Genomic DNA, 22,600 nt, shown 5'->3' on the forward strand with positions numbered 1-22,600 from the left:
AAAAGCGTGAATATTTATACGTCAGAGATTTTAAGATACAAACAGCCCACAATGCTCGTTCATTGTTGGCTGTTTTTTTTGTAAAATAAGACAGTAGTAGACACTCTAGCCTGCGAGCACGTTTGGCCTTTCACTTTTAACATAGGGATTATTAATAATGAGTTACTTCGGCACCGATGGTATTCGTGGCAAGTTTGGCAAAATGCCTATTACGCCTGATTTCATTTTAAAATTAGGCTATGCGACTGGACAGGTGCTAATAGCAAATAACGATAATCCTGAGCGTAAACCCAGTGTGGTCATCGGTAAAGATACTCGGCTTTCAGGCTACGTGATTGAAGGCGCGTTGCAAGCAGGCTTTAATGCGGCAGGGGTAGATGTCCATTTGTTAGGACCTTTGCCAACACCTGCCATTGCTCATTTAACTCGTAGCTTTCATGCAGATGCTGGCGTGGTAATCTCAGCGTCGCACAACCCCTATTATGATAATGGCATCAAATTCTTTGCAGCAGATGGTAAAAAGCTTACTGATGAGATGCAAAATGCAATTAACGATAAATTAAAAGTTGTCATGAGTGCAACTGACGGTGAAGGCAATCATTTATCGATGCCGATCCTCGATCCGGCAGAGTTGGGTAAAAATTATCGGATTGGCGATGCTAAAGGTCGCTATATTGAGTTCTGTAAAGGCAGTTTCCCTTATCAACATGATTTAAGCCAACTAAAAATAGTGGTAGATTGTGCTAATGGTGCCGGCTACAGTGTGGCACCTAGGGTAATGCGTGAACTTGGCGCTACCGTAATTGCTATTAATAATACGCCGGATGGTTTAAACATTAATGCTGATTGTGGCTCCACTCATCCTGAAGGGCTGCAACAGGCCGTTTTAGACCATGATGCTGATATTGGCATTGGTCTTGATGGTGATGGTGATCGCATCGTGCTAGTGGATGAAGCTGGTAAGCTAGTCGATGGTGACGGTATTTTATATGTGCTCGCCACGCAAGGTCAAACGCGAGTCGCTGGCGTGGCGGGTACGTTAATGAGCAACATGGGTCTAGAGCTGGCACTACAGGCAAAAGGCATTGGTTTCGTTCGTGCAAAAGTCGGTGATCGCTACGTGATGCAAGAGCTAGAAGCCAAGGGTTGGATACTAGGTGGTGAACCGTCCGGGCATATTCTGTGTTTAGACAAGAGCCGTACTGGGGACGCTATTATTGCAGGCCTACAAGTGCTGGCAATCATGCAAGAGCAAAATAAAGCGCTCAGCTACCTTACTGAAGGTTTTGACGTGTTGCCACAAAAATTGGTTAATATACGCTTATCTCAGATGCAGGATCCTTATGCGTATGAAGAGTTGATTGTCGCCTTTGAAAAAGCGAGTATCACCCTAGAAGGACGTGGCCGCTTGCTGATTCGACAGTCGGGTACCGAGCCCATGATTCGTGTTATGGTTGAGTCAGATGATGAGATAGAATGTGATATGATTGCCAATGGCTTGGCCAATCATATTAAAGCGGTATTGGGCTGATTGCCATCAAAATTAACCATAGCCACCAACAAAAGTATGAATAATAAGGAACAGTTATGAGCATGGATTTTACTGATCAGCGTCTATCTTATGATAAAGGCAGCCTTGATCAACAATTAGTACCCGCATCACCGTTTGAGCTATTGAAAGGCTGGATTGGGGAGGCGACTGAGCAGCAAGTACAAGAGCCCTATGCGATGAGTCTTGCCACTTGCGGCGCTGATAATAAACCCAGTGTGCGTATTGTACTGATGCGTGAAGTTACTGAAACTGGCGTGGTATTTTATACCAATTATGAAAGTGCTAAAGCGCAAGATATCGCTGAAAACCCCAATGCTGAAGTGTTGTTCTTTTGGCACGAGCTGGAGCGCCAAATTCGTATCAGTGGTAGCATTGCTAAAATAGATGCGGACAAATCATCCGCCTATTTCCAAAAACGTCCGCATGACAGCCAAGTCGGCGCGTGGGTCAGTCAACCACAAAGTGGCAAAGTTGCCAGTCGTGAGGCAATGGAGCAGACTTTCGACCAGCTGCAAGCTGATTACCCAGAAAATACTTCAGTGCCAACTCCAGAGTTTTGGGGCGGCTATGAGATTACGGTTAATGAAATTGAATTTTGGCAAGGTCGGGCCAATCGTATGCATGACCGTATCGTCTATAGCCGTGACGATAGTGGCAGTGATGACAGTAATGACAGTGCCGTAAGTTGGAACACCAAACGCCTACTGCCATAAATGATTACAGACACTGATGCTTGTTTAAGCACTAATATAAGTATGAGCATAAGCATAAAAATCTAGTTAGTGATTTGTACAAAAAAGCCACTTCAGAGGTCATATTTATAATGACGTCAAGAGTGGCTGTTTACGGGGTACGGGATGGTCGGGAGTGGCAGGTGGACCCAACATAAACGGCTGTTCATGGGGTTTAAATCGATATTCGGTAGTCATGAGCGAACGATAGTCTGTAGCAATGGAGAGGATAGGAACATATTACAGCTCCTGCACAAGCTGATTGCTGGCACACTCTAATATTATTAGCAGTATGATAAAACCAAAAAATAGCCCAAGACTCGCCTGGGCTATTTTGTCATAACTTTAGTTATCACTCGTTGCTAACAGCGTCTAAGTACGGTTAGTCTCATCATAATCAGCTTCAAGGCGCATCGCACGCTGATAGCTGTCAAGGCCGGCCAGCTTGTCTGCGTATTGTCTAATATGCGGATACGCCTCCAGTTTCTGACGTTGAGCAAGAATGATCAAGTCGAATGACAGCATAAAGTCAGCACCGCTAAGTTGATTGCCTACAATGAAAGACTTACCCTCGACCGCTGCATCCAAATACTTGAACAATCTGGTCTTTTCTTTATCGATATAACCATTCAAAAACTCATTATCATGAATGCCTGCTTTTTTGGTGAACAATTCAAGCATCAATGGCAACATTAGCGAGCTTTCAGCAAAGTCAATCCACTGTAGATAATGACCATATTCTGCACTATTAAGAGCAGGTCGCAAGCGATCTGGCGCAAAGCGTTCAATCAATAATTCAGTGATTGCACCCGATTCTGAGTATAACTGACCATCCATTTCGATGACCGGCGACTTGCCAAGAGGATGAACGGCTTTTAAGCTGGCTGGTGCCAGATAAGTGTTAGCATCTCGCTGATGACTAATAATTTCGTACGGCTCACCTAATTCTTCTAAGAGCCATAAAATGCGTAGCGAACGTGATTGATTAAGGTGGTGTAAGCGAATCATAGTAGTTAGCCTGTAGTATGGATCTCTAAGCTATTAGCCTTTGAGCTTAGTCAGTAAGCGTTTGGCCGCTTCTTCTGATGATGCTGGGTTTTGCCCTGTGATTAACAAGCCATCTTCTACCACAAACGATTCCCAATCAGCTGCTTTTTGGTAATTACCGCCATTGGCTTTAAGCGCATCTTCTACTAAGAAAGGCACCACATCTGTAAGGCCAACCGCCTCTTCTTCTGAGTTGGTAAAGCCAGTGACTTTTTTACCTTTTACCAGGTATTCGCCATCGATTTTAACGTTTTTAAGGGCTGCTGGAGAATGGCAAACGAAGGCTACAGGTTTGTCTTGTTTAACGAAAGTCTCGATCAGATTGATAGAGTCTTTATCCACTGCCAAATCCCATAATGGGCCGTGACCACCAGGATAAAACACTGAATCAAAGTCTTCAGCTTTCATATCAGCGAGTTTCTTAGTGTCGGCAAGATGCTTTTGCGCATCAGAGTCTTCTTTAAAACGTGTGGTATCTTTTGTTTGTGCATCTGGGGTGTCGCTACCAGGATCAAGTGGTGGTTGACCGCCAGCAGGAGAGGCAAGTGTAACATTTGCGCCAGCATCCAAAAACGCATAGTAAGGAGCGGCAAATTCTTCTAGCCAAAAACCAGTTTTTTTACCAGTATCACCTAAACGATCGTGTGATGTTAAAACCATTAAAATATTCATAATTATCCTTATTTATTTGAAAACAGTATCTATCAAGTGGTGCTTGTTAGAGTATCAGATAAAGTAGTTATCAGTACTTATTGCAGCCAGCCTTTATCAAGGCTATCTACTATTTAACATCAGCAACTTTTATGACGGTTTTGCCAAAATTGTTGCCTTCTAGCATATCAAAAAAGGCTTGTGGCGCTTGTGCCAACCCATCGATCTGATGTTCTTTAGTTTTGACTTCGCCAGATTCAACCCATTTGCTCATAGTTTTTAAGAATTCTGGGAAATGATCGCCATACTCTTCAAAGATGATAAAACCCTTGATGGTCAGACGTCGACTCAGAACATTGCCCATTAGGACACTCAAGCGGTCTTTACCGTCAGGTAGTTCAGTCGCGTTGTATTGGGATACTAAGCCACATACTGGGATGCGCGCGTGGGCATTTAATAGTGGCATTACCGCATCAAACACTTTACCACCGACGTTTTCATAATAGATATCGATGCCGTCAGGACAGGCGTCTTCAAGCTGCTGTGCAAAGTCGTCGGCTGTGTGATCAATACAAGTATCAAAACCTAATTCGTCGACCGCGTAGGCACATTTTTCAGCACCACCTGCCACCCCGACAGTATGCACCTCAAGACGCTTACCAACCTGTCCGACTGTCGCACCGACCGGGCCTGTTGCAGCGGCAACCACTAGGGTTTCGCCCTTTTTGGGTTTACCAATATCAGTCAAGCCCATATAACCGGTGAAGCCTGGCATACCAAGGACACCCAATCCATAAGACGGGTTCGCCATGTTCTTATCAAGCTTTAGTACGCCTTCACCATCACTGACACTATAATCCTGCCAGCCTGAATTGGAAACTACTAGGTCACCGATGGCAAATTTATCAAGATTGGATTCAACTACCTGAGCGACGGTACCGCCTAGCATCACATCGCCAACTTCTAAAGGGTCAGCGTAGCTTTTAGCATCGCTCATACGTCCGCGCATGTAGGGATCGAGTGATAGGTAAACGGTGCGTAGTAGCATTTCGTTGTTATTTGCAGTGGGTAGGTCACTGGAGGTCAGCTCAAAGTTATCGCTGGTTGGCGCGCCATGGGGGCGGCTGGCAAGTTTAATTTGGCGATTCTGTTGTTGGTTTTGTTGTTGATTGTCAAAGCTCATGTTAAAGCTCCTTATTTTAATTATATCGTTTTAATTATATCGTTGTAATTATATTGGTTTACTTATGTCGTTCTAATTATGCCATTTTACTTATGTTGTTCTACTTTACTTATGTCAGTCTAATGTTATCGTTTCACTTATTAACTTTAAAGATAACAGCCATTCATTAATGAACAGCTGCTATTTCTTGCTAGAAATTTTAGATGTTATTTATCACTACTATTAGTATTGAACACCGTTACGAGGCTTTGTTGCTTATTGCCCGGTGCAAGATACGGCGTGACACGTCTAGGTCATTCGTACCATACTCGCCTAATTTGACCATCTTGTGTGCTTCAAGCTGCTTAATGATGGGCTCAATGGCTGACTCATCTAAATCTGCATCTTCTAGACTGACCGGTAGGCCAAGCTCGCGGAAGAAGTTCTCAGTATTGTCAATTGCCATATCAATAATAGCGTCATCGCTCTGATCGGTATCAGTGATGTTCCAGACATTACGGGCATATTGAAGTAGCTTGTCTCTTTTGCTGTCTTTTAGCTCACGCATGACCGAAGGCAATAAGATAGTGAGCGTACGTGCATGGTCAATGCTATGCAATGACGTCAGCTCATGGCCGACCATATGAGTCGTCCAATCTTGTGGTACACCGCTACCAATCAGGCCATTAAGCGCCATGGTTGCTGTCCACATGAGGTTTTTACGAATGTCTAAATTTTCTGGCTCTTTTCTGACTACTGGGCCGTCTTCAATTAGAATTTTTAATAAATTCTCAGCGAAGCCGTCTTGAACCTTGGCATTGACTGGATAAGTCAGATACTGTTCCATCACATGGACGAAGGCATCAGCAACACCATTGGTCACTTGACGTTCTGGTAAGGTCAAAGTCTTAGTAGGATCTAGAATTGAAAATTTAGGATAAACCAGCGCACTACCAAAAGGTAGTTTTGCTTTACGTTCACTATGATTGATAACGCCGCCTGAGTTCATCTCAGAACCTGTCGCTGGAATAGTCAACACAGTACCGAAGTCGATAGCCGAGTCAATTTTTTTGCAACCGCTGGTTAGGGCATCCCATGCTTGTTCGCGTGATACCGTGGTGCCGTCTTCTTCGGTAAGTGAAGAGACCAATGCTACAAACTTACTGCCGTCAATCACTGAACCACCACCGACAGCTAATATGAAGTCGATATCATGTTCGTTGACCTTATCAGCGGCTTTTAGCAAGGTGGTGAATTCTGGATTGGCTTCAATACCACCAAACTCAAATACTTGACGGCTGCCATTGTCTGCTAATGCGGCTTTGACTTCGTCTAAAGTACCTGTGCGCTGAGCAGAGCCACCACCGTAGGTAATTAGTACGCGAGCCTCAGTAGGGACTAGGTTTGACAGTTGTTTGATTTGATCTTCACCAAAAACGATACGTACGGGGTTGTAATACTGGAAGTTTTTCATAGTGCTCCTGGGAGTCTAATGGGGGTTTAAAATTAAACAATATCAATTTTAAATCTTGAATATGAATTGCGCTTGTTCTTTGTATTTGTCAGCATTGTACATTAATTAGACCGGTCGTCTAGTAGTACTTACAAAATATTTATACAGTAGACAACAAGGTGTGATGTTAATAACATTGATACAAAGTGCGGTTTGGTTGAAGAAGTGCTGCTAAAAAAAGTGATGCAGGGTGAAAAATCAGACCTTATTATTAACTACTATTAGTTAGTGGCCCATTTAGCGGCCCATTTGTGTTGTAGTCATCTGCCAGACCTCTGCTAGCGGCGTATTGGTTTGACTGATTTTAGAGACTAAGCTGGCGCCAAGCCAGGCAAAATACCAACGTTTCGCCATGCTTTCTGCCGCTATATTATCGGGATGAGGGATTGAGTGATCTTTCCAGCCCGCTTTAATTTGCTCAGCGAGCCAAGTAATGGTTTGTTGGTAACCGGTATGAATTGCTTTACGCATGGGCTCTGACATGTCTGCGACTTCTGCACTCAATTTGACCACCAAGCATTTTTCATGACCACTGCCATTTTGCTGGGTGTCGTACCAGTTCTGAAAGTAGTTATAAAGTTTTTGCTGGGCAGTAACGTCTAGGGTATCAATAAGCGCCAGCCGCTGTTTATATTCGGTGAAGTAGTCATTAATAATGGCTTCGCCAAAGGCTTCTTTTGAGGCAAAGTAATGATAGAACGAGCCTTTAGGAACACCAGCTTGATCCAAGATTTGTTTGATACCGACCGCGGTAAAACCTTTTTTTGCAATCAAGCAATAACCGGTTGTCAATAGGTGGTTCTTAGTATTTGAAGGGGCTGTATCTAAAGACGTATTATCTAAAGGTGGCGTTTCTAAAGACAGCATATCTGATGAAATGGATGTGGTGGTAGCAGACATAAAGGTCATGTCCTCCTTAGCTTTTTATTAAATTAGGGTTGTTAATAGAGGGTTATCAGTCTTTTAAATGTTAGTCTTTAAGTATTTTTTAGAACGTCACTAATTCACGAGTGTTACGTTTTTTCAACAATATATAATGACAAAGTAATCTTATTCCTTATGCCACTATGGTAGCATTAGACCAGTCGTCTATCAAGTTACGTTTTTATATCTTCTTTTATTTCATCATCTTTAAGACGCTAATTGTTTAATAAATAGCGTCTCTAAAATATAACTTTAAATAGGGGTCTTTTGCTTCTCAGCGGAGCAGTAACAAAGTCACATTCTATAAGCAATAATATAATTGCTATAACCATAAATAAGGACAATCATGACTACTGATAATACTAACGCCAAAGCCAGCACCTCTGATGCCTACAGCGATTTTCACCTACAATATATTGCCGGCGAGTGGCAAAGCGGTAAAGATGATAGCATCAATACTAATACTAATCCCTATAATGGTGATCCCATAGTAGAGATCAAACAAGCCACTAAAGACCAGCTGGAGGAGGCTTATAAAGCAGCAGTAACGGCGCAGGCTGAATGGGCACAAAAAACCCCAGCAGAACGCGCCGGCCTTATGTATAAAGTGGTTGAGGTTTTAGATCAGCGTCAAGATGAGATTATCGATTGGCTAGTAAAAGAGTCGGGCAGTACCCGTATCAAAGCCATGGTAGAATTTAGTAGTGCACGAGCAATTACCCTTGAGTCAGCAGGCTTTCCAAACCGTGTACACGGCGAGATTCGTTCTTCCAAAATTCCAGGTAAAGAGAACTTTGTCTATCGGGAACCTATCGGTGTGATTGCCGTTATTAGCCCCTGGAACTTCCCTTTTCATTTAACTCAGCGCTCTATCGCTCCCGCCTTAGCACTCGGTAATGCGGTCGTGCTAAAACCTGCCAGTGACACACCGATTACTGGTGGTTTGCTACTGGCTAAAATATTTGAAGAAGCTGGTTTGCCAAAAGGCCTGCTAAATGTGGTGGTGGGCGCTGGTAGTGAGATAGGCGATGCCATGGTTACCCATGATGCACCAAGACTGGTGTCTTTCACCGGTTCAACCGCTGTTGGCAAACATATCGGCGAGCTTGCCAATAGCAGCGACTACATTAAAAAGCTGGCACTCGAATTGGGCGGTAACAATCCGTTCGTAGTACTAAAAGATGCCAATATCGAAAATGCAGTAAAAGCTGCCGCTTTTGGTAAATTCTTACATCAAGGGCAAATCTGCATTGCGATTAACCGTATTATTGTCGAAGATGAGATTTACGATGACTTTGTAGAGGGTTTCCTTGCCCACGTAAAAACTTTAAAAGTCGGCGACCCTAACCACCAAGACACAGCTATCGGTCCCATCATTAATGACAAGCAGCTTAAATCACTTAAAGACAAAATCGCTAAAGCCGAGGACGAAGGCGCAAAAATGATTTTAAGTGGTGAGATTAAAGGTCAAATGGTACCGCCGCATATTTTTATTGATGTCACCAGCGATATGGACTTAGCACGCAATGAAGTGTTCGGTCCTTTAATTGGTATTATCCGTGCTAAAGATGAAGATGAAGCCCTAACAATCGCCAATGATACTATGTATGGTCTCTCAAGCTCAGTATTCACGACAGATATGGCAAAAGGTTTGCGTTTTGCTCGCGGTATTAAAGCGGGCATGACTCATATTAATGACATTACCGTGAATGATGAAAGTAACGCCCCATTTGGTGGCGAGAAAAACTCAGGTATCGGCCGTTTCAATGGCGAATGGGTACTTGAAGAATTTACGACATTGCATTGGATTTCAGTACAGCATACCCCGCGTGACTATCCTTTTTAAGCGTATATTTCAGCTGTTCCGGTGGGCTCAACTCAAATGGGCTTAACTCAAACTTTTGACTCAAAAAAAAGACTGCCATAGGGCGGTCTTTTTTTATGGAAAAAGTACTTATATTTTGCTGTCTATCCAGAAGCTTGTTACTTAAGCTCGTCACTTAAGCTTGTTACTTAAGGTGAAAGCCTAACATACCCTGAATTTCCTCTATAGTCATGCGTCTGACTAGTGCCTGTTCTTCTACCGATAAGCGGTTAGTATGCTCTTTGATCATAGTATGAATACTGCGAGCGACTTCAGAGGTAGTAGCATAATACATTTGTGGCTGTTCTTTAGTGAGCTTTGTCAAAAATCTATTGACGATATCATATTTTTTATTTGGATCATTTTCTTCAGTCATAGTATTCTCCTAGGTTTAAACCATTTAACCAGTCAGCTTAACGAGAGTCAACATTCATGGCCACAATAAAAATGCTCATGACTATAATAACAACTATGACGAATACTGTGGTTGAATGTTTAACACCTGCTATACGGTATATGATATTTTAAAATACTATAGTTTGACCTTAAGTATTCATCGATTGCGTTTAATTATTTTGGAATTGCTCCTATGTCAAATCAGGCACTAGATAGTTCACAACCTAACCCAGTGGATACCGCGTTGGATAAAAAAGTCGTGTTGGTTTTATTTCACAACGATTTGCGGGTAGATGACAATGCCACTTTACTCAAATCGGCAGCACTAGCCAGTGATGATGGACGGTTGCTACTCGTCTATGCATCAACTTTCGCGGCCAGACTTGCTGACAAAAAGGGCAGTCAGGACAGTAAGTATTATGCTTTTGATGAAATGGGCGCTGCCCGTCAGCAGTTTTTATCTGAGAGCTTAGCTGATTTAGATGAATCATTACAGCGTCTTGGCAATAGATTGCTGTGCCTACCAAATTTAAAAGTAGCATCAGAAAGTCAGTCAGAAGAAGACTTACAAGCTGCAACTTTACCACCAAAATTTTTATCACAAGGACGTTCAGAATCAGCGTTAGAATTAGACGCCTTCGCGCAGCTATGCCAGCTGATCGAACAAGAGCACATCACTGATATTTGTGTCAGTCAAACGGCAGACTATAATCAAAACCAAGCTTATGATGCTTTACAAGCGACATACCCGTTTATAGACTGGCATAGTCAGTCGGTCAACACTTTATTTATTACTTTACCAACGCATGATTTGCCCAAAAGCTTTACTCAATTTCGCAAAAAAGTAGAAGCCAACCACGATTTACTAACTGCCGAAAACGACCTGTTTACTTGCCAAACGCCAAAAACGCTGCCACCTATGCCTGACAGCATGACAAATAGCACAGCGAATAATAGTAACTACTTTTTTACCCACCAAGATTTTAGTGAGCAAATACAGCCAGAGCCTAATTTTAAAGGCGGCGAAACAAACGCCATCAGTCATTTAAATGACTACTTCAATTCCGATGCTCCCAGCACTTACAAAACCACCCGTAATGCACTGGATAACTGGACGCATTCCACTAAATTCTCAGCTTGGTTGGCTAACGGCTCATTATCGGTTAAGGTGCTGCTGAATCGTTTACGGCATCATGAACGTGATGTTATCGCTAACGACTCAACTTATTGGATATGGTTTGAGCTGCTCTGGCGCGAGTATTTTTATTGGTACGCACTTGTCCATCAACAAAAGTTATTTTGGTTCGAAGGGATTGCCCAACATGCACCAACGACACGTTTGGATCAAACACGTCTACAGCAATGGCAAAACGGCACAACACTGTATCCTATCGTCAATGCCTGTATGCATCAGCTAACAAGTACTGGTTACATGTCGAATCGGGGTAGGCAAATAGTTGCCAGCTGTTTTATTCATGAGCTGGGTTTGGACTGGCGTTACGGTGCTAGCTATTTTGAGCAACACCTTATCGATTATGATGTTGGTAGTAATTGGGGTAACTGGCAGTACCTTGCGGGAGTGGGTGCAGATCCAAGAGGCTGTCGACAGTTTAATCTCAAAAAACAAACCCAGCAACATGATCCCAATGGTGATTTTATCAAGAAATGGCAGGGTCATAAAACGAGTTAATACGGCCAGTGAACCTTAAATCAAACTTATAAACACGAGATAAATGTGACGCTATGAAAAAGCCAAGCCCTTATTTAACCTTTGCGGGTGCTATTCCGTTCGTTATTTGCGCCATTTTTATCACTATAGGTGTTGAGGCCATACGAATTTTGGGGAGGACTGAGGGCGTTCTTTCCGTTTATGGCCTAGTAATAGCCTCATTTATGGCAGGCGCGCATTGGGGTAATCATCTTGGCTTGGCTGATGACAATAGCTGGGCGGTCAAATTGCCTATATTTAGTAATATTATTGCGCTTAGCTTATGGTTAGGGTTTTTGAGCTTATCAACCGTTAGTTTTATCTGGCTATTGGTCGCTGGTTTCATCGCTATGGTAGTGATTGACTATGGTCTTCATCAGGCACAAATTATTAGCTATGATTATTTTAAAGTCAGACAGTATGTCACTGTGATAGTGGTTGTATCATTGATTGTTGCAGCGGTTCAGTTATGATCGCTGCCTTTATGTTGATGGCAGAAAAATACAACTCTGTTATAAAAATTATTGTCGCTATGGCTGATATCAGATGTTGATGTGCCTGTCACAACAGACCTGAAAATTCTTTATAAAGCACTTGAAGTACATAATGAGATAGTTGAAGAATGTACGGTGTAGATAATATCAGAACTAAAAAATTCTGATCATTTCGATTGTTTATTTTAAATTAGTAACGTTTGCTGTATTTCCTATCCTATTATTTAGCAGCATTGTGTCCTTGTTAAATTGGATCGATTATAGAATATGTTCTAATATAAAATTGAATTCATAACGTCCATTGCATAACTTATAACATTCATTTAAAATGAATGTTTATGCGAGTATTTTTAAGATAAGTTTTACTAAATATACATTAAGAAGTCTACTATGCAATCGCTCTCTTTACCCAACCAGCCCCCAACCTCACCGCATCCTATTCTTAACCTCAGTTTTCGCATATTTTTTAGTGCAGGGGCACTATTCGCCATTATTATTATGGCGCTGTGGGCGTTGGTATTTACTGGTCATACTAATATTGATGCACAAACCTTAAATCCCTTGTATTGGCACGGCCATGAAATGGTGTATGGTTATGCAATGGCTGTGGTAGCGGGATTTTTACTAACCTCAGTGAAGACTTGGACTGGGGTAATGATGCCGCATGGTTATAAACTATTGGGTATTTTTGTTTGTTGGTTGCTGGCACGTCTAGGATGGTTAGCCTTTGGTTTAGGTGTTAGTTTAGGTTTTGGATTTGAGCAAGCCGCTTGGCTGTATATGGCGGCTATATTTGATATGTTATTTATAGGATCAATGGCGTTCTTTATTTTTCGAGCGGTGCTACAGGTTAAGCAGTATAAGCAAATGGGTATTTTAGCCAAGCTTGCGCTACTGACGGTCGGTAATGGGCTATGCTATTGGGGTATCATTAGCGCAAATATGAACCTGACTAAGATTGGCATGTATCTTGGCTTTTATTTAATTATTGGCTTGATCCTAACCATTGGTAGGCGAGTAGTGCCGTTTTTTATTGAGCGTGGTTTGAGCGTTGGTGGCGCAGAAAAAGTGACCTTACGCAATAATAAAGCGCAAGATATTGCCAGCTTACTGTTTTTCTTAGCCTTTTTTATCGTTGATTTGTTTTATCCTAACAAGTATCTGCTGACCATCACTGCGCTGGGAGTGGCGGCAGTTAATATCGTACGCTTAATAGGCTGGTACCATCATGGTATTTGGCAAAAGCCGCTACTATGGTCGCTGTATATTGCATTTTTGGGTATGTGTCTGAGCTTCTTATTGTACGCGTTACAACCGTGGTTGGGTTATAACCATAGTATTGCGGTACATGGGCTGTCGATTGCGGGTGTTGGGATGATGACCCTAGCGATGATGGCGCGGGTGTCGCTTGGCCATACCGGACGCAGTATTCACACGCCGCCTAAAACAGTGACTGTCATGTTTGGTTTGATGGTGCTAACCTTTATTAGCCGCGTGCTATTGCCCATAGTAGATATGGATAACTATCTACTATGGATAATGATTGCGCAAGGGGCGTGGATTGCGTGCTTTACGTTATTTTGCATCAGCTATTTACCCATGCTGGCGCGACCTAGACCTGATGGCTTGTTTGGTTAGCAGGTAATCCCCCTATATTCGCGGTACGGTGTTAATCGAGCTAGGAATACTAATGTATGTCCTGCGCTCGATTTCCTTGCACCACTTCTATATTGGAATGACCTTAAATCAAAATTTTTATTTTTAATATAATAGAGAAATAGGAGCGTTATAACATGCGTCTGACCAACTATAGTGATTATGCACTGCGCTCGTTGATTTATTTGGCGGTCAAGCCTGAGCGGGGAGTGCTTGCTAATATCAGCGACATTGCGCACAGCTACGATATCTCTAAAAGTCATTTAACCAAGATTATTCATCAGCTTGGACAGTTGGGTTATATTCATAGTGTGCGCGGTAAGAATGGCGGTATTCGGCTGGCACGTGATCCTAAAGATATTAATTTGGGCGTATTGATAAAGCAAATTGAGCCAGATTTTGACTTGGTAGAATGTTTTGCCACGACCTTACCCAACACTGATAATTCTATTAATGGCATCACTGGCAGCACTAATCATGATACGACTTATGATAATAGCTATGGTGAGGCTAATACTCCAGGATTGCCTCTGACGCTTATCGATGAAACAGCCGTAAAGGGGCAGAATGCCAAAGCGGGCTGCGCTATTAGTCCGGCCTGTCAGTTGAAAGGGGTGTTTTTTGAAGCGTTAACGGCTTTTATTACCGTGCTTGAAGGTTACACGCTGGCAGATATTATCAGTAACGAAGTTGAGCTTGCGAGTTTGTTATCGTGAAGGAGGGTATCGAGTAGGACTCTGTTTAAAGTTAAAAGGCAGGATTCTTCGAGATACTTCATTTATAAAACTAGTAAGAAAGGCTACCGTTTTGGTAGCCTTTCTTATGATTGCTCTAGCTAGCATGTATCATATATAGAGTTATGCCCTACGAGAAAAAATATCTCAAGCTATAGTCAAAATACCTTAAAAACACTAGGGTACTGCTGGTATCAGCTTTTTGCAGCCTCTGTCTGCGTAGGCACAGCAAGCAAGAAAAACTTATGCCAGCAGTATGTTATGTATCGATATTACTTTTCATTGACTGTATTAAGCTTTTTCAAGCTTAGGACGGGCTTTATCAATAGCAGTCAGTAACGCCTTTTCAAAGCCACCGACTTCAAATTTTACCAAACCTGAGTGCGCCGCACAGAAATTATGGGTATCACGCCATTGATGGGCGATTTTGGTTGCCCAGTCGCAATATTGCTCACCGGCATCTGACTCATTTTTGAGTGCTTGTTTGGTGGTTGGATGTAGCATTAATTCGGGTAGTATCGCTTTAAGTATTTTGGAAGGGGGGCTCATAAAAGTATCATCAATATGCACGCTTTGACTGGCAGGATGGCGCACCAATAGCGAGCCTGCATGAACTTTTTCATTCGGCGATATGTAGTAGATACCTTTAGGCAAAGAGAACTCAAGCTCAGGGTAAAGTTGAGCTACCGCGTCGCTTTCAACCAGTTCAGCGGCCCACTGCACTTCGGGTAACTGTTTAGAGTGGCGTTCACTGCCATAAAAGGTAGCCTGCGGAAAGTCTTTAGCCATCTGCGCACAGTGCATGGTATGAAAAGGATGCACGTTGAGTACGGCTTCTACGTCCTGGCCATTATTGGTCAATGCCATAACCTGTCCACGTACATCATCGGTTAGCGTGTAACTGTCCAAGAATATAAAGCGCCCTGACCTTAACTGTACCAAGGAGCATTGAGTACCGATATCGATGATGCCGCCCAAACGAAATGAGCCTTGTATGTTCCAAAAGCCTGCGCCTAAATTATAGATTTTATCTGTCATCTGCATTACTCCTTAATAATTTAATAAATAATGTATTGAATACTGCTGGGATTAAACTGCTTTAATGAAATAGGGGTTAAATGAAATAGGGGTTAAATGAAATAGTATCCGAAATGGTGTGCTAGTTAGATTAATGGCTACTTAAAATGAGCTGTATAACTACTATGTTGTTGTACTTATGGAACTATCGCTAGTAACTTTCACTCTCAGTTTATAGATAGTGGCCGGGTTTTAAAGGCTAAATATGTATTAATAAGTAGTAATGAGTATTAATAAGCCATCATTTAATCCTGATAATTTCTACATAACATACGATGAATAGCACTGGCAATTGCCGCATAATATAAGTAGGAGTTCAAGAGGCTGGCAACCTACCATCATGAGCTTGAGATACTAATAATGTCTGAGATACTTATTAGGGTGAGACATCCATTGGTCCAAAACTCAGACACCAATCAAAAATTGCTGCTATTAGTTGGTCACGTATGGCTATTATTCAATTTACTTTTTAAGGTTGCACTATGAAACTCGTCTATAAAATGAGCGCATCAGTTATCACGGCTGCGATGCTGCTAACCGGATGCTCAAGTCTTAATACTGATAGCAATATGAACAAGGATGATATTGTTCAAGCATCTCAAGTGGCCCCTATCGTGCAAACAGATTATCGCTTCAGCGCTGCGGAAAACTTCGATATCGCTAACAAAGACAAGCTTTCTTATCGTATGTTTTATAATGAGCCCAGCAAAGGTGCAGATGCTAAGTGGTTTGATGCGATAAAACACGGCGACCTAGCGACCGTTAAATATATGGCAAACAACGGCCAAGATTTGGAAGTTAAAGATACTGGCAATCTTAATCAGACCGCGCTAGGCTGGGCGGCATTTATCGGCTATGAAGATATCGTAGATTATTTAATTAACCAAGGCGCTAGCTTGCAAGCGACGGATAAAGGCGATGTCTATAATGTCCTAAAATCTTCTGCGCTGGGAAAAAACACTAATGTGGTCAAAAAAGTATACAACTTATTAAATGCTGAAAAGCCAGTAGATTTAAATGATCAGACCCTAGAAGGTGACGGCGAAACCCTGATTATGGTTGCCGCTAGTAATAATCGCTTAGAGACTGTGAAATACTTGCTATCGAAAGGGGCCAATCCAAATCTCGTTGCCACTACCAAAGATAAGAAGATGGGCTCGTATAACCAAGGTGCCTACTCATATGCTTGCACACGCGGTCACGTGAAGATGCAACAGCTGCTGTCAGAAAATGGGGCTATTAATCATCGCACTGGCAAGGCAAGCTGTGAATAAGTGCTTTGCTTGCGTTAATAACTGATGTAAAAGATAAGGCTGCTAATAATCAATAGCAGCCTTATCTTTTTAGGCTCTAAACGCTTATTTACGACACTTTGCTCTCTAAGCAAGTTTGGCAATGTGGTACCATAATGCGCTTACTGTTGTGATTATAAGCTTAGGCTGTCATAACCTCGCCTCTACACTCACGCTCAGATAAACGGCGTCCAACATAGTCAGTATTACCGTGAATGATCATTCCTTAAACAACGCTCAAACAGACAGCGCCACTCAAGTACCCAGTGCGTCTGCACCCTCATTTGCGCCAGATATGCCTGATTCTAATTCACCTTCGTGGGCCCTAAAGCTCACCATCAGTCTTATTGGAATGTTTGCCTTTTTGCAGGTATATTCTATCCAAGCAATACTACCGGTATTGATGGTGGATTTTGATGCTACTGAAGTGCAAGCGGGCATGATTGTCGGAGCGACAGTGATGGCCATTGCGATCATGTCGCCGTTTCTAGGTATGCTATCTGATGCGGTTGGGCGTAAGCCATTTATTGTGGGCGCGTTATTGTTTTTAGCGATACCCACTGCCTTAATTGCTCAGAGTCCCAGTATTGGTTGGCTGGGACTGTGGCGATTTATGCAGGGCCTATCAGTACCTGGTATTACGGTAGTGACCATTGCCTATATTGGGGAAGAGTTTAAAGGGCGAGCCGTCACAGAATTGATGTCATTTTATGTTTCAGGCTCAGTACTCGGCGGCTTTATGGGTCGTTTTTTGCTGGGGCATCTACATGAATTTATTGGCTGGCGCTATGGCTATTATGTGATGGCGGCAATGACCTTGATAGGTGCGCTATGGGTGAGTAAAATGCTGCCAGCGTCGCGCTGCTTTGAAGCCAATCCGAACTTTCGTTCAGCGACCCAAACGCTCGGCGAGCACCTAACCAACCGTTATGTGGTAACGGCCTGCTTGCTTGGCGCCTGTGTGTTGTTCTCCTTAGTAGGTTGCTTTACCTTTATCAATCTACACCTCGCCAAGACCCCTTATGAGCTGAGCACTGGACAGTTGGCTAATATATTTGCCGTGTATCTGATTGGGGTAGTCATCACCCCATTATCCACGAAATTGCTACGTCGCTTTGGGGCAGCGCGCACTGTTCGAGTAGCAGTAGTGGTATCAATGGTTGGTGTGTTATTGACACAAGTTACGCCACTGTGGGGCATTATTGTGGGACTTGCTATCATGTCATCAGGGGTGTTTATTACTCAAGCGGCGACCATCAGTTATATCGCGGTTAATGTTAACAAGGGCCGATCACTAGCCTCTGGTTTGTATTACATGGGCTATTATGCAGGCGGTACAATGGGCGCATGGCTGTGTGGATTAGCGTATGCGCGCGGAGAATGGAAGTTAACAGTGTGGCTATTGTTATTTGTACAAGTGTTGGCATTAGTCGTCGCCAGTTTTGGAATGGTTAAAACCAAAACCCGCGCCACTTCTACTTAATATAATAGTGAGTATAGGTTTTTTCTTACTATCGATAAGTACCTGATCAAAAATATTTGTCTGTACGACAATAATCCGTTAGTCTTGAAACCAATTACAATGACTCAAAAGTTACTTGTCTGTATTTTTATAACGTTACTCTGATAACATTCACAAGGAAGTCCAATCTATGTCAAACGCTTATCCCAGTGCACCATCCGCCTATGAGTTTCCACTACTCATCAAACAACTATTAAATCGTGCCAAAACGGTGTCACTAGATCAAGAAATCATTTATGCCGACAAAAAACGCTTAACGTACGCAGAGTTATTTACTCGTATCAATCGTTTGGCGAATGTCCTAGAAGACTTGAACCTTGACGCTGGCGATGTGGTTGCAGTCATGGATTGGGACAGTCATCGTTATTTAGAATCGTATTTTGCCGTGCCGATGTCGCAATATATTTTACAAACCGTTAATGTTCGCCTGTCACCAGAAAAAGTGCTTTACACCATCAATCATGCCAAGCCTAAAGTTCTAATGCTTAACTCTGAGTTTGCTGAGCTAGTGAAGAATTACCAGTTTGAAAACTCTAGTATTCAGCACATTATTTGGCTAGATGATAATGATATGAGCGTTGAAGGGGTGTTTGGTGACAATCAAGGCCGCGTAGTCGGTGAGTATGAAGCGTTATTAGACAGTGCTGACAGTGATTTTGACTTTCCTGATTTCGACGAAAATACGATTGCCACTACCTTTTATACCTCAGGTACCACCGGCGACCCTAAGGGTGTATTCTTTAGCCATCGTCAATTGGTATTGCACAGTTTGGCAGAAGCGGCGTCATTTGGTATGTTGCCGAACAAGCAGGGCGTTAGCTATGGCGATGTCTATATGCCCATGACGCCGATGTTTCATGTACACGCATGGGGCTTTCCTTTTACCGCAACCATGATTGGGCTAAAGCAAGTGTATCCGGGTCGCTACGCGCCAGACACCTTACTAGATCTAATCATCAATGAGAAGGTAAGTATTACTCACTGTGTACCGACAATTTTGCAGATGGTGCTCAAAGAAGCGCAAGACCGTGATACCAGCTTTAATGGGCTAAAAATGATTATTGGTGGCTCAAGATTAACTGAAGGTTTAGCGAAAGCGGCACTGGCGCAAGGTATCGAGGTTTACACGGGTTATGGTATGTCTGAGACCGCACCGTTGATCAGCTTAACGGATTTCAGTATTAATGAGCCTAAGATGAGCGAAGAAAAAGATATCGCTCGTCGCTGTATGACCGGTAAGCCAATATTGATGGTTGATGCCCAAGTTTGGGGTGAGAACAATCAGTCGGTTGCTACTGGTAAAGAGCATACCGGCGAGTTGGTGCTACGCGCGCCTTGGCTGACCCAAAGTTATCTCAAAAATGATGATGCGGGCGTTGAGCTGTGGCAACAGGGCTATATGCATACTCAAGATATTGCCTACATACGTCCTGATGGTTATATTAAGATTACTGATCGTCTCAAAGACGTGATTAAATCTGGTGGTGAATGGATTTCGTCTCTAGAAATTGAGACTATTCTGTCCTTGCATCCGTCAGTAGCTGACGTGTCAGTGATTGGTATTCGGGACCCACAATGGGGTGAGCGTCCGTTAGCATTAGTAGTGCTTAAGCCGGACTGCCAGGAGACCAGTAGTGACGATATTAAGGCTATTGCCGATCAGGCTGTTAGTAAGGGCATTATTCCTAAATATGGCGTACCTAGCGAGTTTAAGTTCGTTGATGAACTGCCCAAAACCTCTGTTGGCAAGCATGATAAAAAGTTGATGCGAGAGATGTATGGTAATCAAACGGGAGTGTAGTTAGTTTCCCACTAATAAAATGAACCAGTGTCAGCTGCGTTTATCGAGCTAGTTATGCCAGGTAAGAGAAGTCCACACTCGTATCGTTATTCGTACGACTGTAGATTGATTGTTATGAAGGCATTTAGCATTTTATAGGCTTAGCAGTTGACCTTTATTACTGGCTCTGCTACATTTTAAACCGATACATAACGTATCGGTTTTTTACTTTCGGCAAGGAAGACCAGAGTTTCATTATAATAATGCTACGCTGTCATTTAACAAGATTGCATTACACTATACTCATTATTTTATTTCGTTATATTTCGTTGTATTTCGTTTACGCTAAGGATAGCCATTATGAGCGAGCACGCCTCTAATAAAATCAGCAATCAAGTCTCTAATCAAAACTCTGAAAATCCAGTAACTACTGAGCAAGCACCTACCTTTTCTGAGTTATATCACTCCTCTATCAATGACCGTCAGCAGTTTTGGGCGGAACAAGCCAAGCGCATTTATTGGCACAAAGAGCCAGAGCAAATCCTTGATGACAGTAATTTGCCCTTTGCCAAGTGGTTCGTCGGCGGAGAGACCAACCTATGCTATAACTGCGTTGATCGCCATTTACCTGAGCGCGCTGAACAAGACGCTTTTATTTGGCTGTCCTCAGAAGTTAATCAAGAGTTGATAGAGACTTATCCAGCGATTGTTGATGCTTTTAGCGACTTAGGCAACAGCGTTGAGTTTTATACTGACTATACTAAGCGCCGTCTGACTTATAACGAGCTTTACAAAGAAGTCAATTATTTTGCAGATGTATTACAGCGTCATGGTATTGGTGAGGGTGATCGGGTCATCATCTATATGCCGATGATTTTAGAAGCCGCTTATGCCATGTTAGCTTGTGCGCGTATTGGCGCTATTCATTCGGTGGTATTTGGTGGTTTTGCTGCGCATAACTTGGCCATTCGTATGGACGATGCCGAGGCAAAAGTGGTCGTCACTGTTGATGCCGGCTTACGCGGTGGTAAGGTCATTAATTATAAAAGCCTGGTCAATCAAGGCGTCGAGCAAGCGACTATCAAGCCTGAACATGTGATAGTCGTTGATCGCGGTATTTTACCCTTTAAACCACAGGCGTTAGATATTGACTATGCAACTGAGCGCCGTGTCAGCTGCGAAGCCAATGCTGTTGTTGAGCCAGTCTGGTTAGAGTCTAATACGCCCTCATATTTGCTTTATACCTCTGGTACCACAGGTACGCCAAAAGGGGTGCAGCGTGACACCGGTGGTCATGCCGTGGCGCTAACTACCTCGATGGACTATATCTATGACGGTAAGGCTGGCGAGACCTTTTGGGCGATATCAGATATTGGCTGGGCAGTTGGTCATTCTTATACTATTTATGCGCCGTTACTTGCTGGCATGACCAGCGTCATGTATGAAGGGTTACCACATCGCCCAAATCCAGGTATCTGGTGGCGTATCGTGGAAGCCAATAAGGTGAACATTTTGTTTACTGCACCTACGGGTGTGCGGATGCTCAAAAAACAAGATGAAACTTGGATGACTCGCTATGATGTTTCTAGTCTCAAGTCGTTCTTCTTAGCGGGTGAGCCTCTTGATGAATCAACGGCCAATTGGCTTGCTAAGCATTTGGGCGTGCCAATTTTAGATCATTACTGGCAAACCGAGTCGGGCTGGCCCATTTTGAGTAACACCCCAAAATTTGATCATAAACCGCACAAGCAGGGATCGCCTGGTTATCCTATGTATGGCTATGACGCCCATGTTATTAATGAGGAAACCGGCGAACGTTGCGCTGCAGGTGAAAAAGGGTTACTGGCGATTAGTGCACCATTACCACCGGGCTGCTTGACGACTGTCTGGCGCAATGATGAGCGCTTTATTGATAGCTACTTTAGCTTGTTTGATGGCAATGAGTATTCTACCTCAGATTATGCAGTCACTGATGAGGACGGCTATTTCCATATTCTTGGTCGCACAGATGATGTCATCAATGTCGCTGGACACCGACTGGGCACCCAAGAAATCGAAGAGGCCATCAGTACTCATCCAGAAATGGCGGAATGTGCGGTAGTTGGCATTCATGATGAGTTAAAGGGCGAGTTACCTATCGCGTTTTGTGTGTTAAGAGATCACGAGCAAGTTGCAACCACTGAAAATCGCTTTCGTCTTGAGCAACAAATTATTGGTGCCGTTGTTAAGTCCCTTGGCGGTATTGCCCGTCCAGCGGCTGTGTATTTCCCGCAGGCGCTACCCAAGACCCGCTCGGGTAAAATATTACGCCGCGCTATTCGGGCCTTAGCAGAAGATAAACCAACCGGCGATATGTCAACCCTTGATAATCCAACCGCAATTGATGCGGTGAAGCAGGCTATGAAAGATTATTAACAGCGAATAGCTATTCTAATGGTCAATAACAAATATTTAAGCTCATGGATTTCTAACTCAGTATAGATAATCCATGAGCTTT

At 43.0% G+C, this 22,600-nt stretch carries 18 protein-coding genes; 11 read left to right on the plus strand and 7 right to left on the minus strand.

Annotation, left to right across the window (positions count from 1 at the left end; all coding sequences use genetic code 11):
- The first annotated feature begins 157 nt into the window (after nt 1–157).
- Complete coding sequence (glmM, locus tag H4W00_RS07990) at nt 158–1,531, plus strand: phosphoglucosamine mutase (RefSeq protein ID WP_209957029.1); 1,374 nt, start codon at nt 158–160, stop codon at nt 1,529–1,531.
- A 62-nt stretch (nt 1,532–1,593) separates the two neighbouring features.
- On the plus strand, nt 1,594–2,265 hold the full coding sequence (gene pdxH, locus H4W00_RS07995) for a pyridoxamine 5'-phosphate oxidase (protein WP_209959072.1): 672 nt from the start codon (nt 1,594–1,596) through the stop codon (nt 2,263–2,265).
- A gap of 390 nt (nt 2,266–2,655) precedes the next feature.
- Here the strand turns inward: pdxH and H4W00_RS08000 are convergent, their stop codons facing one another.
- The 5 genes from H4W00_RS08000 to H4W00_RS08020 form a co-directional block, all read right to left on the minus strand.
- Nucleotides 2,656–3,291: a glutathione S-transferase family protein gene (locus H4W00_RS08000; RefSeq protein ID WP_209957031.1), complete on the minus strand. Its 636-nt coding sequence runs from the start codon at nt 3,289–3,291 to the stop codon at nt 2,656–2,658.
- A 33-nt stretch (nt 3,292–3,324) separates the two neighbouring features.
- A complete protein-coding gene (locus H4W00_RS08005; protein ID WP_209957033.1) occupies nt 3,325–4,002 on the minus strand; it encodes a type 1 glutamine amidotransferase domain-containing protein in 678 nt (225 codons plus the stop codon).
- Nucleotides 4,003–4,111: 109 nt separating this feature from the next.
- Nucleotides 4,112–5,164: an NADP-dependent oxidoreductase gene (locus H4W00_RS08010; protein WP_209957035.1), complete on the minus strand. Its 1,053-nt coding sequence runs from the start codon at nt 5,162–5,164 to the stop codon at nt 4,112–4,114.
- A gap of 238 nt (nt 5,165–5,402) precedes the next feature.
- On the minus strand, nt 5,403–6,617 hold the full coding sequence (locus H4W00_RS08015; protein ID WP_209957037.1) for an iron-containing alcohol dehydrogenase: 1,215 nt from the start codon (nt 6,615–6,617) through the stop codon (nt 5,403–5,405).
- 276 nt (nt 6,618–6,893) lie between these two features.
- On the minus strand, nt 6,894–7,523 hold the full coding sequence (locus H4W00_RS08020; protein ID WP_209959074.1) for a TetR/AcrR family transcriptional regulator: 630 nt from the start codon (nt 7,521–7,523) through the stop codon (nt 6,894–6,896).
- Nucleotides 7,524–7,926: 403 nt separating this feature from the next.
- Here H4W00_RS08020 and H4W00_RS08025 point away from each other — a divergent pair, with 403 nt between their 5' ends.
- Entirely contained in the window at nt 7,927–9,426 is a 1,500-nt protein-coding gene (locus H4W00_RS08025; RefSeq protein WP_209957039.1) for an aldehyde dehydrogenase family protein, read from the plus strand.
- Between the two features lie 163 nt (nt 9,427–9,589).
- Here the strand turns inward: H4W00_RS08025 and H4W00_RS08030 are convergent, their stop codons facing one another.
- Nucleotides 9,590–9,820 (minus strand): hypothetical protein, encoded by a 231-nt coding sequence (locus H4W00_RS08030; protein WP_209957041.1) that lies wholly within the window; start codon nt 9,818–9,820, stop codon nt 9,590–9,592.
- A 213-nt stretch (nt 9,821–10,033) separates the two neighbouring features.
- On the opposite strand from H4W00_RS08030, the gene H4W00_RS08035 reads away from it, so the two are divergent.
- The 4 genes from H4W00_RS08035 (at nt 10,034) to H4W00_RS08050 (ending at nt 14,414) form a co-directional block, all read left to right on the plus strand.
- Nucleotides 10,034–11,530 (plus strand): DASH family cryptochrome, encoded by a 1,497-nt coding sequence (locus tag H4W00_RS08035; RefSeq protein ID WP_209957043.1) that lies wholly within the window; start codon nt 10,034–10,036, stop codon nt 11,528–11,530.
- A 53-nt stretch (nt 11,531–11,583) separates the two neighbouring features.
- Entirely contained in the window at nt 11,584–12,021 is a 438-nt protein-coding gene (locus H4W00_RS08040; RefSeq protein ID WP_209957044.1) for a DUF3429 domain-containing protein, read from the plus strand.
- A gap of 411 nt (nt 12,022–12,432) precedes the next feature.
- Nucleotides 12,433–13,680 carry an NnrS family protein gene (locus H4W00_RS08045; RefSeq protein ID WP_209957046.1) on the plus strand — a complete coding sequence of 416 codons (1,248 nt, stop codon included), beginning with the start codon at nt 12,433–12,435 and terminating at the stop codon, nt 13,678–13,680.
- 155 nt (nt 13,681–13,835) lie between these two features.
- The gene (locus tag H4W00_RS08050) at nt 13,836–14,414 is read left to right on the plus strand and encodes an Rrf2 family transcriptional regulator (RefSeq protein WP_209957048.1); all 579 of its coding nucleotides are present in this window, start codon (nt 13,836–13,838) and stop codon (nt 14,412–14,414) included.
- 309 nt (nt 14,415–14,723) lie between these two features.
- Here the strand turns inward: H4W00_RS08050 and H4W00_RS08055 are convergent, their stop codons facing one another.
- The gene (locus tag H4W00_RS08055; protein WP_209957050.1) at nt 14,724–15,470 is read right to left on the minus strand and encodes a hypothetical protein; all 747 of its coding nucleotides are present in this window, start codon (nt 15,468–15,470) and stop codon (nt 14,724–14,726) included.
- A 521-nt stretch (nt 15,471–15,991) separates the two neighbouring features.
- On the opposite strand from H4W00_RS08055, the gene H4W00_RS08060 reads away from it, so the two are divergent.
- The 4 genes from H4W00_RS08060 to H4W00_RS08075 all read left to right on the plus strand — a co-directional run bounded on the left by H4W00_RS08060 (nt 15,992) and on the right by H4W00_RS08075 (nt 22,518).
- On the plus strand, nt 15,992–16,783 hold the full coding sequence (locus tag H4W00_RS08060) for an ankyrin repeat domain-containing protein (RefSeq protein ID WP_334684922.1): 792 nt from the start codon (nt 15,992–15,994) through the stop codon (nt 16,781–16,783).
- Nucleotides 16,784–17,096: 313 nt separating this feature from the next.
- Entirely contained in the window at nt 17,097–18,284 is a 1,188-nt protein-coding gene (locus H4W00_RS08065) for an MFS transporter (RefSeq protein WP_209959079.1), read from the plus strand.
- A gap of 169 nt (nt 18,285–18,453) precedes the next feature.
- On the plus strand, nt 18,454–20,124 hold the full coding sequence (locus tag H4W00_RS08070) for a fatty acid--CoA ligase (protein WP_209957053.1): 1,671 nt from the start codon (nt 18,454–18,456) through the stop codon (nt 20,122–20,124).
- Between the two features lie 339 nt (nt 20,125–20,463).
- Nucleotides 20,464–22,518 carry a propionate--CoA ligase gene (locus H4W00_RS08075; protein ID WP_209957055.1) on the plus strand — a complete coding sequence of 685 codons (2,055 nt, stop codon included), beginning with the start codon at nt 20,464–20,466 and terminating at the stop codon, nt 22,516–22,518.
- Nucleotides 22,519–22,600: the final 82 nt, after the last annotated feature.

The sequence above is a fragment of the Psychrobacter sp. PL19 genome (assembly GCF_017875835.1).
Lineage (GTDB): Bacteria > Pseudomonadota > Gammaproteobacteria > Pseudomonadales > Moraxellaceae > Psychrobacter.

What these genes read in the sequence shown, in the direction of transcription:
- glmM (WP_209957029.1), top strand. Translation starts at nt 158, where the DNA reads ATGAGTTACTTCGGCACCGATGGTATTCGTGGCAAGTTTGGCAAAATG.
- pdxH (WP_209959072.1), top strand. Translation starts at nt 1,594, where the DNA reads ATGGATTTTACTGATCAGCGTCTATCTTATGATAAAGGCAGCCTTGAT.
- H4W00_RS08000 (WP_209957031.1), bottom strand. Translation starts at nt 3,291, where the DNA reads ATGATTCGCTTACACCACCTTAATCAATCACGTTCGCTACGCATTTTA.
- H4W00_RS08005 (WP_209957033.1), bottom strand. Translation starts at nt 4,002, where the DNA reads ATGAATATTTTAATGGTTTTAACATCACACGATCGTTTAGGTGATACT.
- H4W00_RS08010 (WP_209957035.1), bottom strand. Translation starts at nt 5,164, where the DNA reads ATGAGCTTTGACAATCAACAACAAAACCAACAACAGAATCGCCAAATT.
- H4W00_RS08015 (WP_209957037.1), bottom strand. Translation starts at nt 6,617, where the DNA reads ATGAAAAACTTCCAGTATTACAACCCCGTACGTATCGTTTTTGGTGAA.
- H4W00_RS08020 (WP_209959074.1), bottom strand. Translation starts at nt 7,523, where the DNA reads ATGCTGTCTTTAGAAACGCCACCTTTAGATAATACGTCTTTAGATACA.
- H4W00_RS08025 (WP_209957039.1), top strand. Translation starts at nt 7,927, where the DNA reads ATGACTACTGATAATACTAACGCCAAAGCCAGCACCTCTGATGCCTAC.
- H4W00_RS08030 (WP_209957041.1), bottom strand. Translation starts at nt 9,820, where the DNA reads ATGACTGAAGAAAATGATCCAAATAAAAAATATGATATCGTCAATAGA.
- H4W00_RS08035 (WP_209957043.1), top strand. Translation starts at nt 10,034, where the DNA reads ATGTCAAATCAGGCACTAGATAGTTCACAACCTAACCCAGTGGATACC.
- H4W00_RS08040 (WP_209957044.1), top strand. Translation starts at nt 11,584, where the DNA reads ATGAAAAAGCCAAGCCCTTATTTAACCTTTGCGGGTGCTATTCCGTTC.
- H4W00_RS08045 (WP_209957046.1), top strand. Translation starts at nt 12,433, where the DNA reads ATGCAATCGCTCTCTTTACCCAACCAGCCCCCAACCTCACCGCATCCT.
- H4W00_RS08050 (WP_209957048.1), top strand. Translation starts at nt 13,836, where the DNA reads ATGCGTCTGACCAACTATAGTGATTATGCACTGCGCTCGTTGATTTAT.
- H4W00_RS08055 (WP_209957050.1), bottom strand. Translation starts at nt 15,470, where the DNA reads ATGACAGATAAAATCTATAATTTAGGCGCAGGCTTTTGGAACATACAA.
- H4W00_RS08060 (WP_334684922.1), top strand. Translation starts at nt 15,992, where the DNA reads ATGAAACTCGTCTATAAAATGAGCGCATCAGTTATCACGGCTGCGATG.
- H4W00_RS08065 (WP_209959079.1), top strand. Translation starts at nt 17,097, where the DNA reads ATGCCTGATTCTAATTCACCTTCGTGGGCCCTAAAGCTCACCATCAGT.
- H4W00_RS08070 (WP_209957053.1), top strand. Translation starts at nt 18,454, where the DNA reads ATGTCAAACGCTTATCCCAGTGCACCATCCGCCTATGAGTTTCCACTA.
- H4W00_RS08075 (WP_209957055.1), top strand. Translation starts at nt 20,464, where the DNA reads ATGAGCGAGCACGCCTCTAATAAAATCAGCAATCAAGTCTCTAATCAA.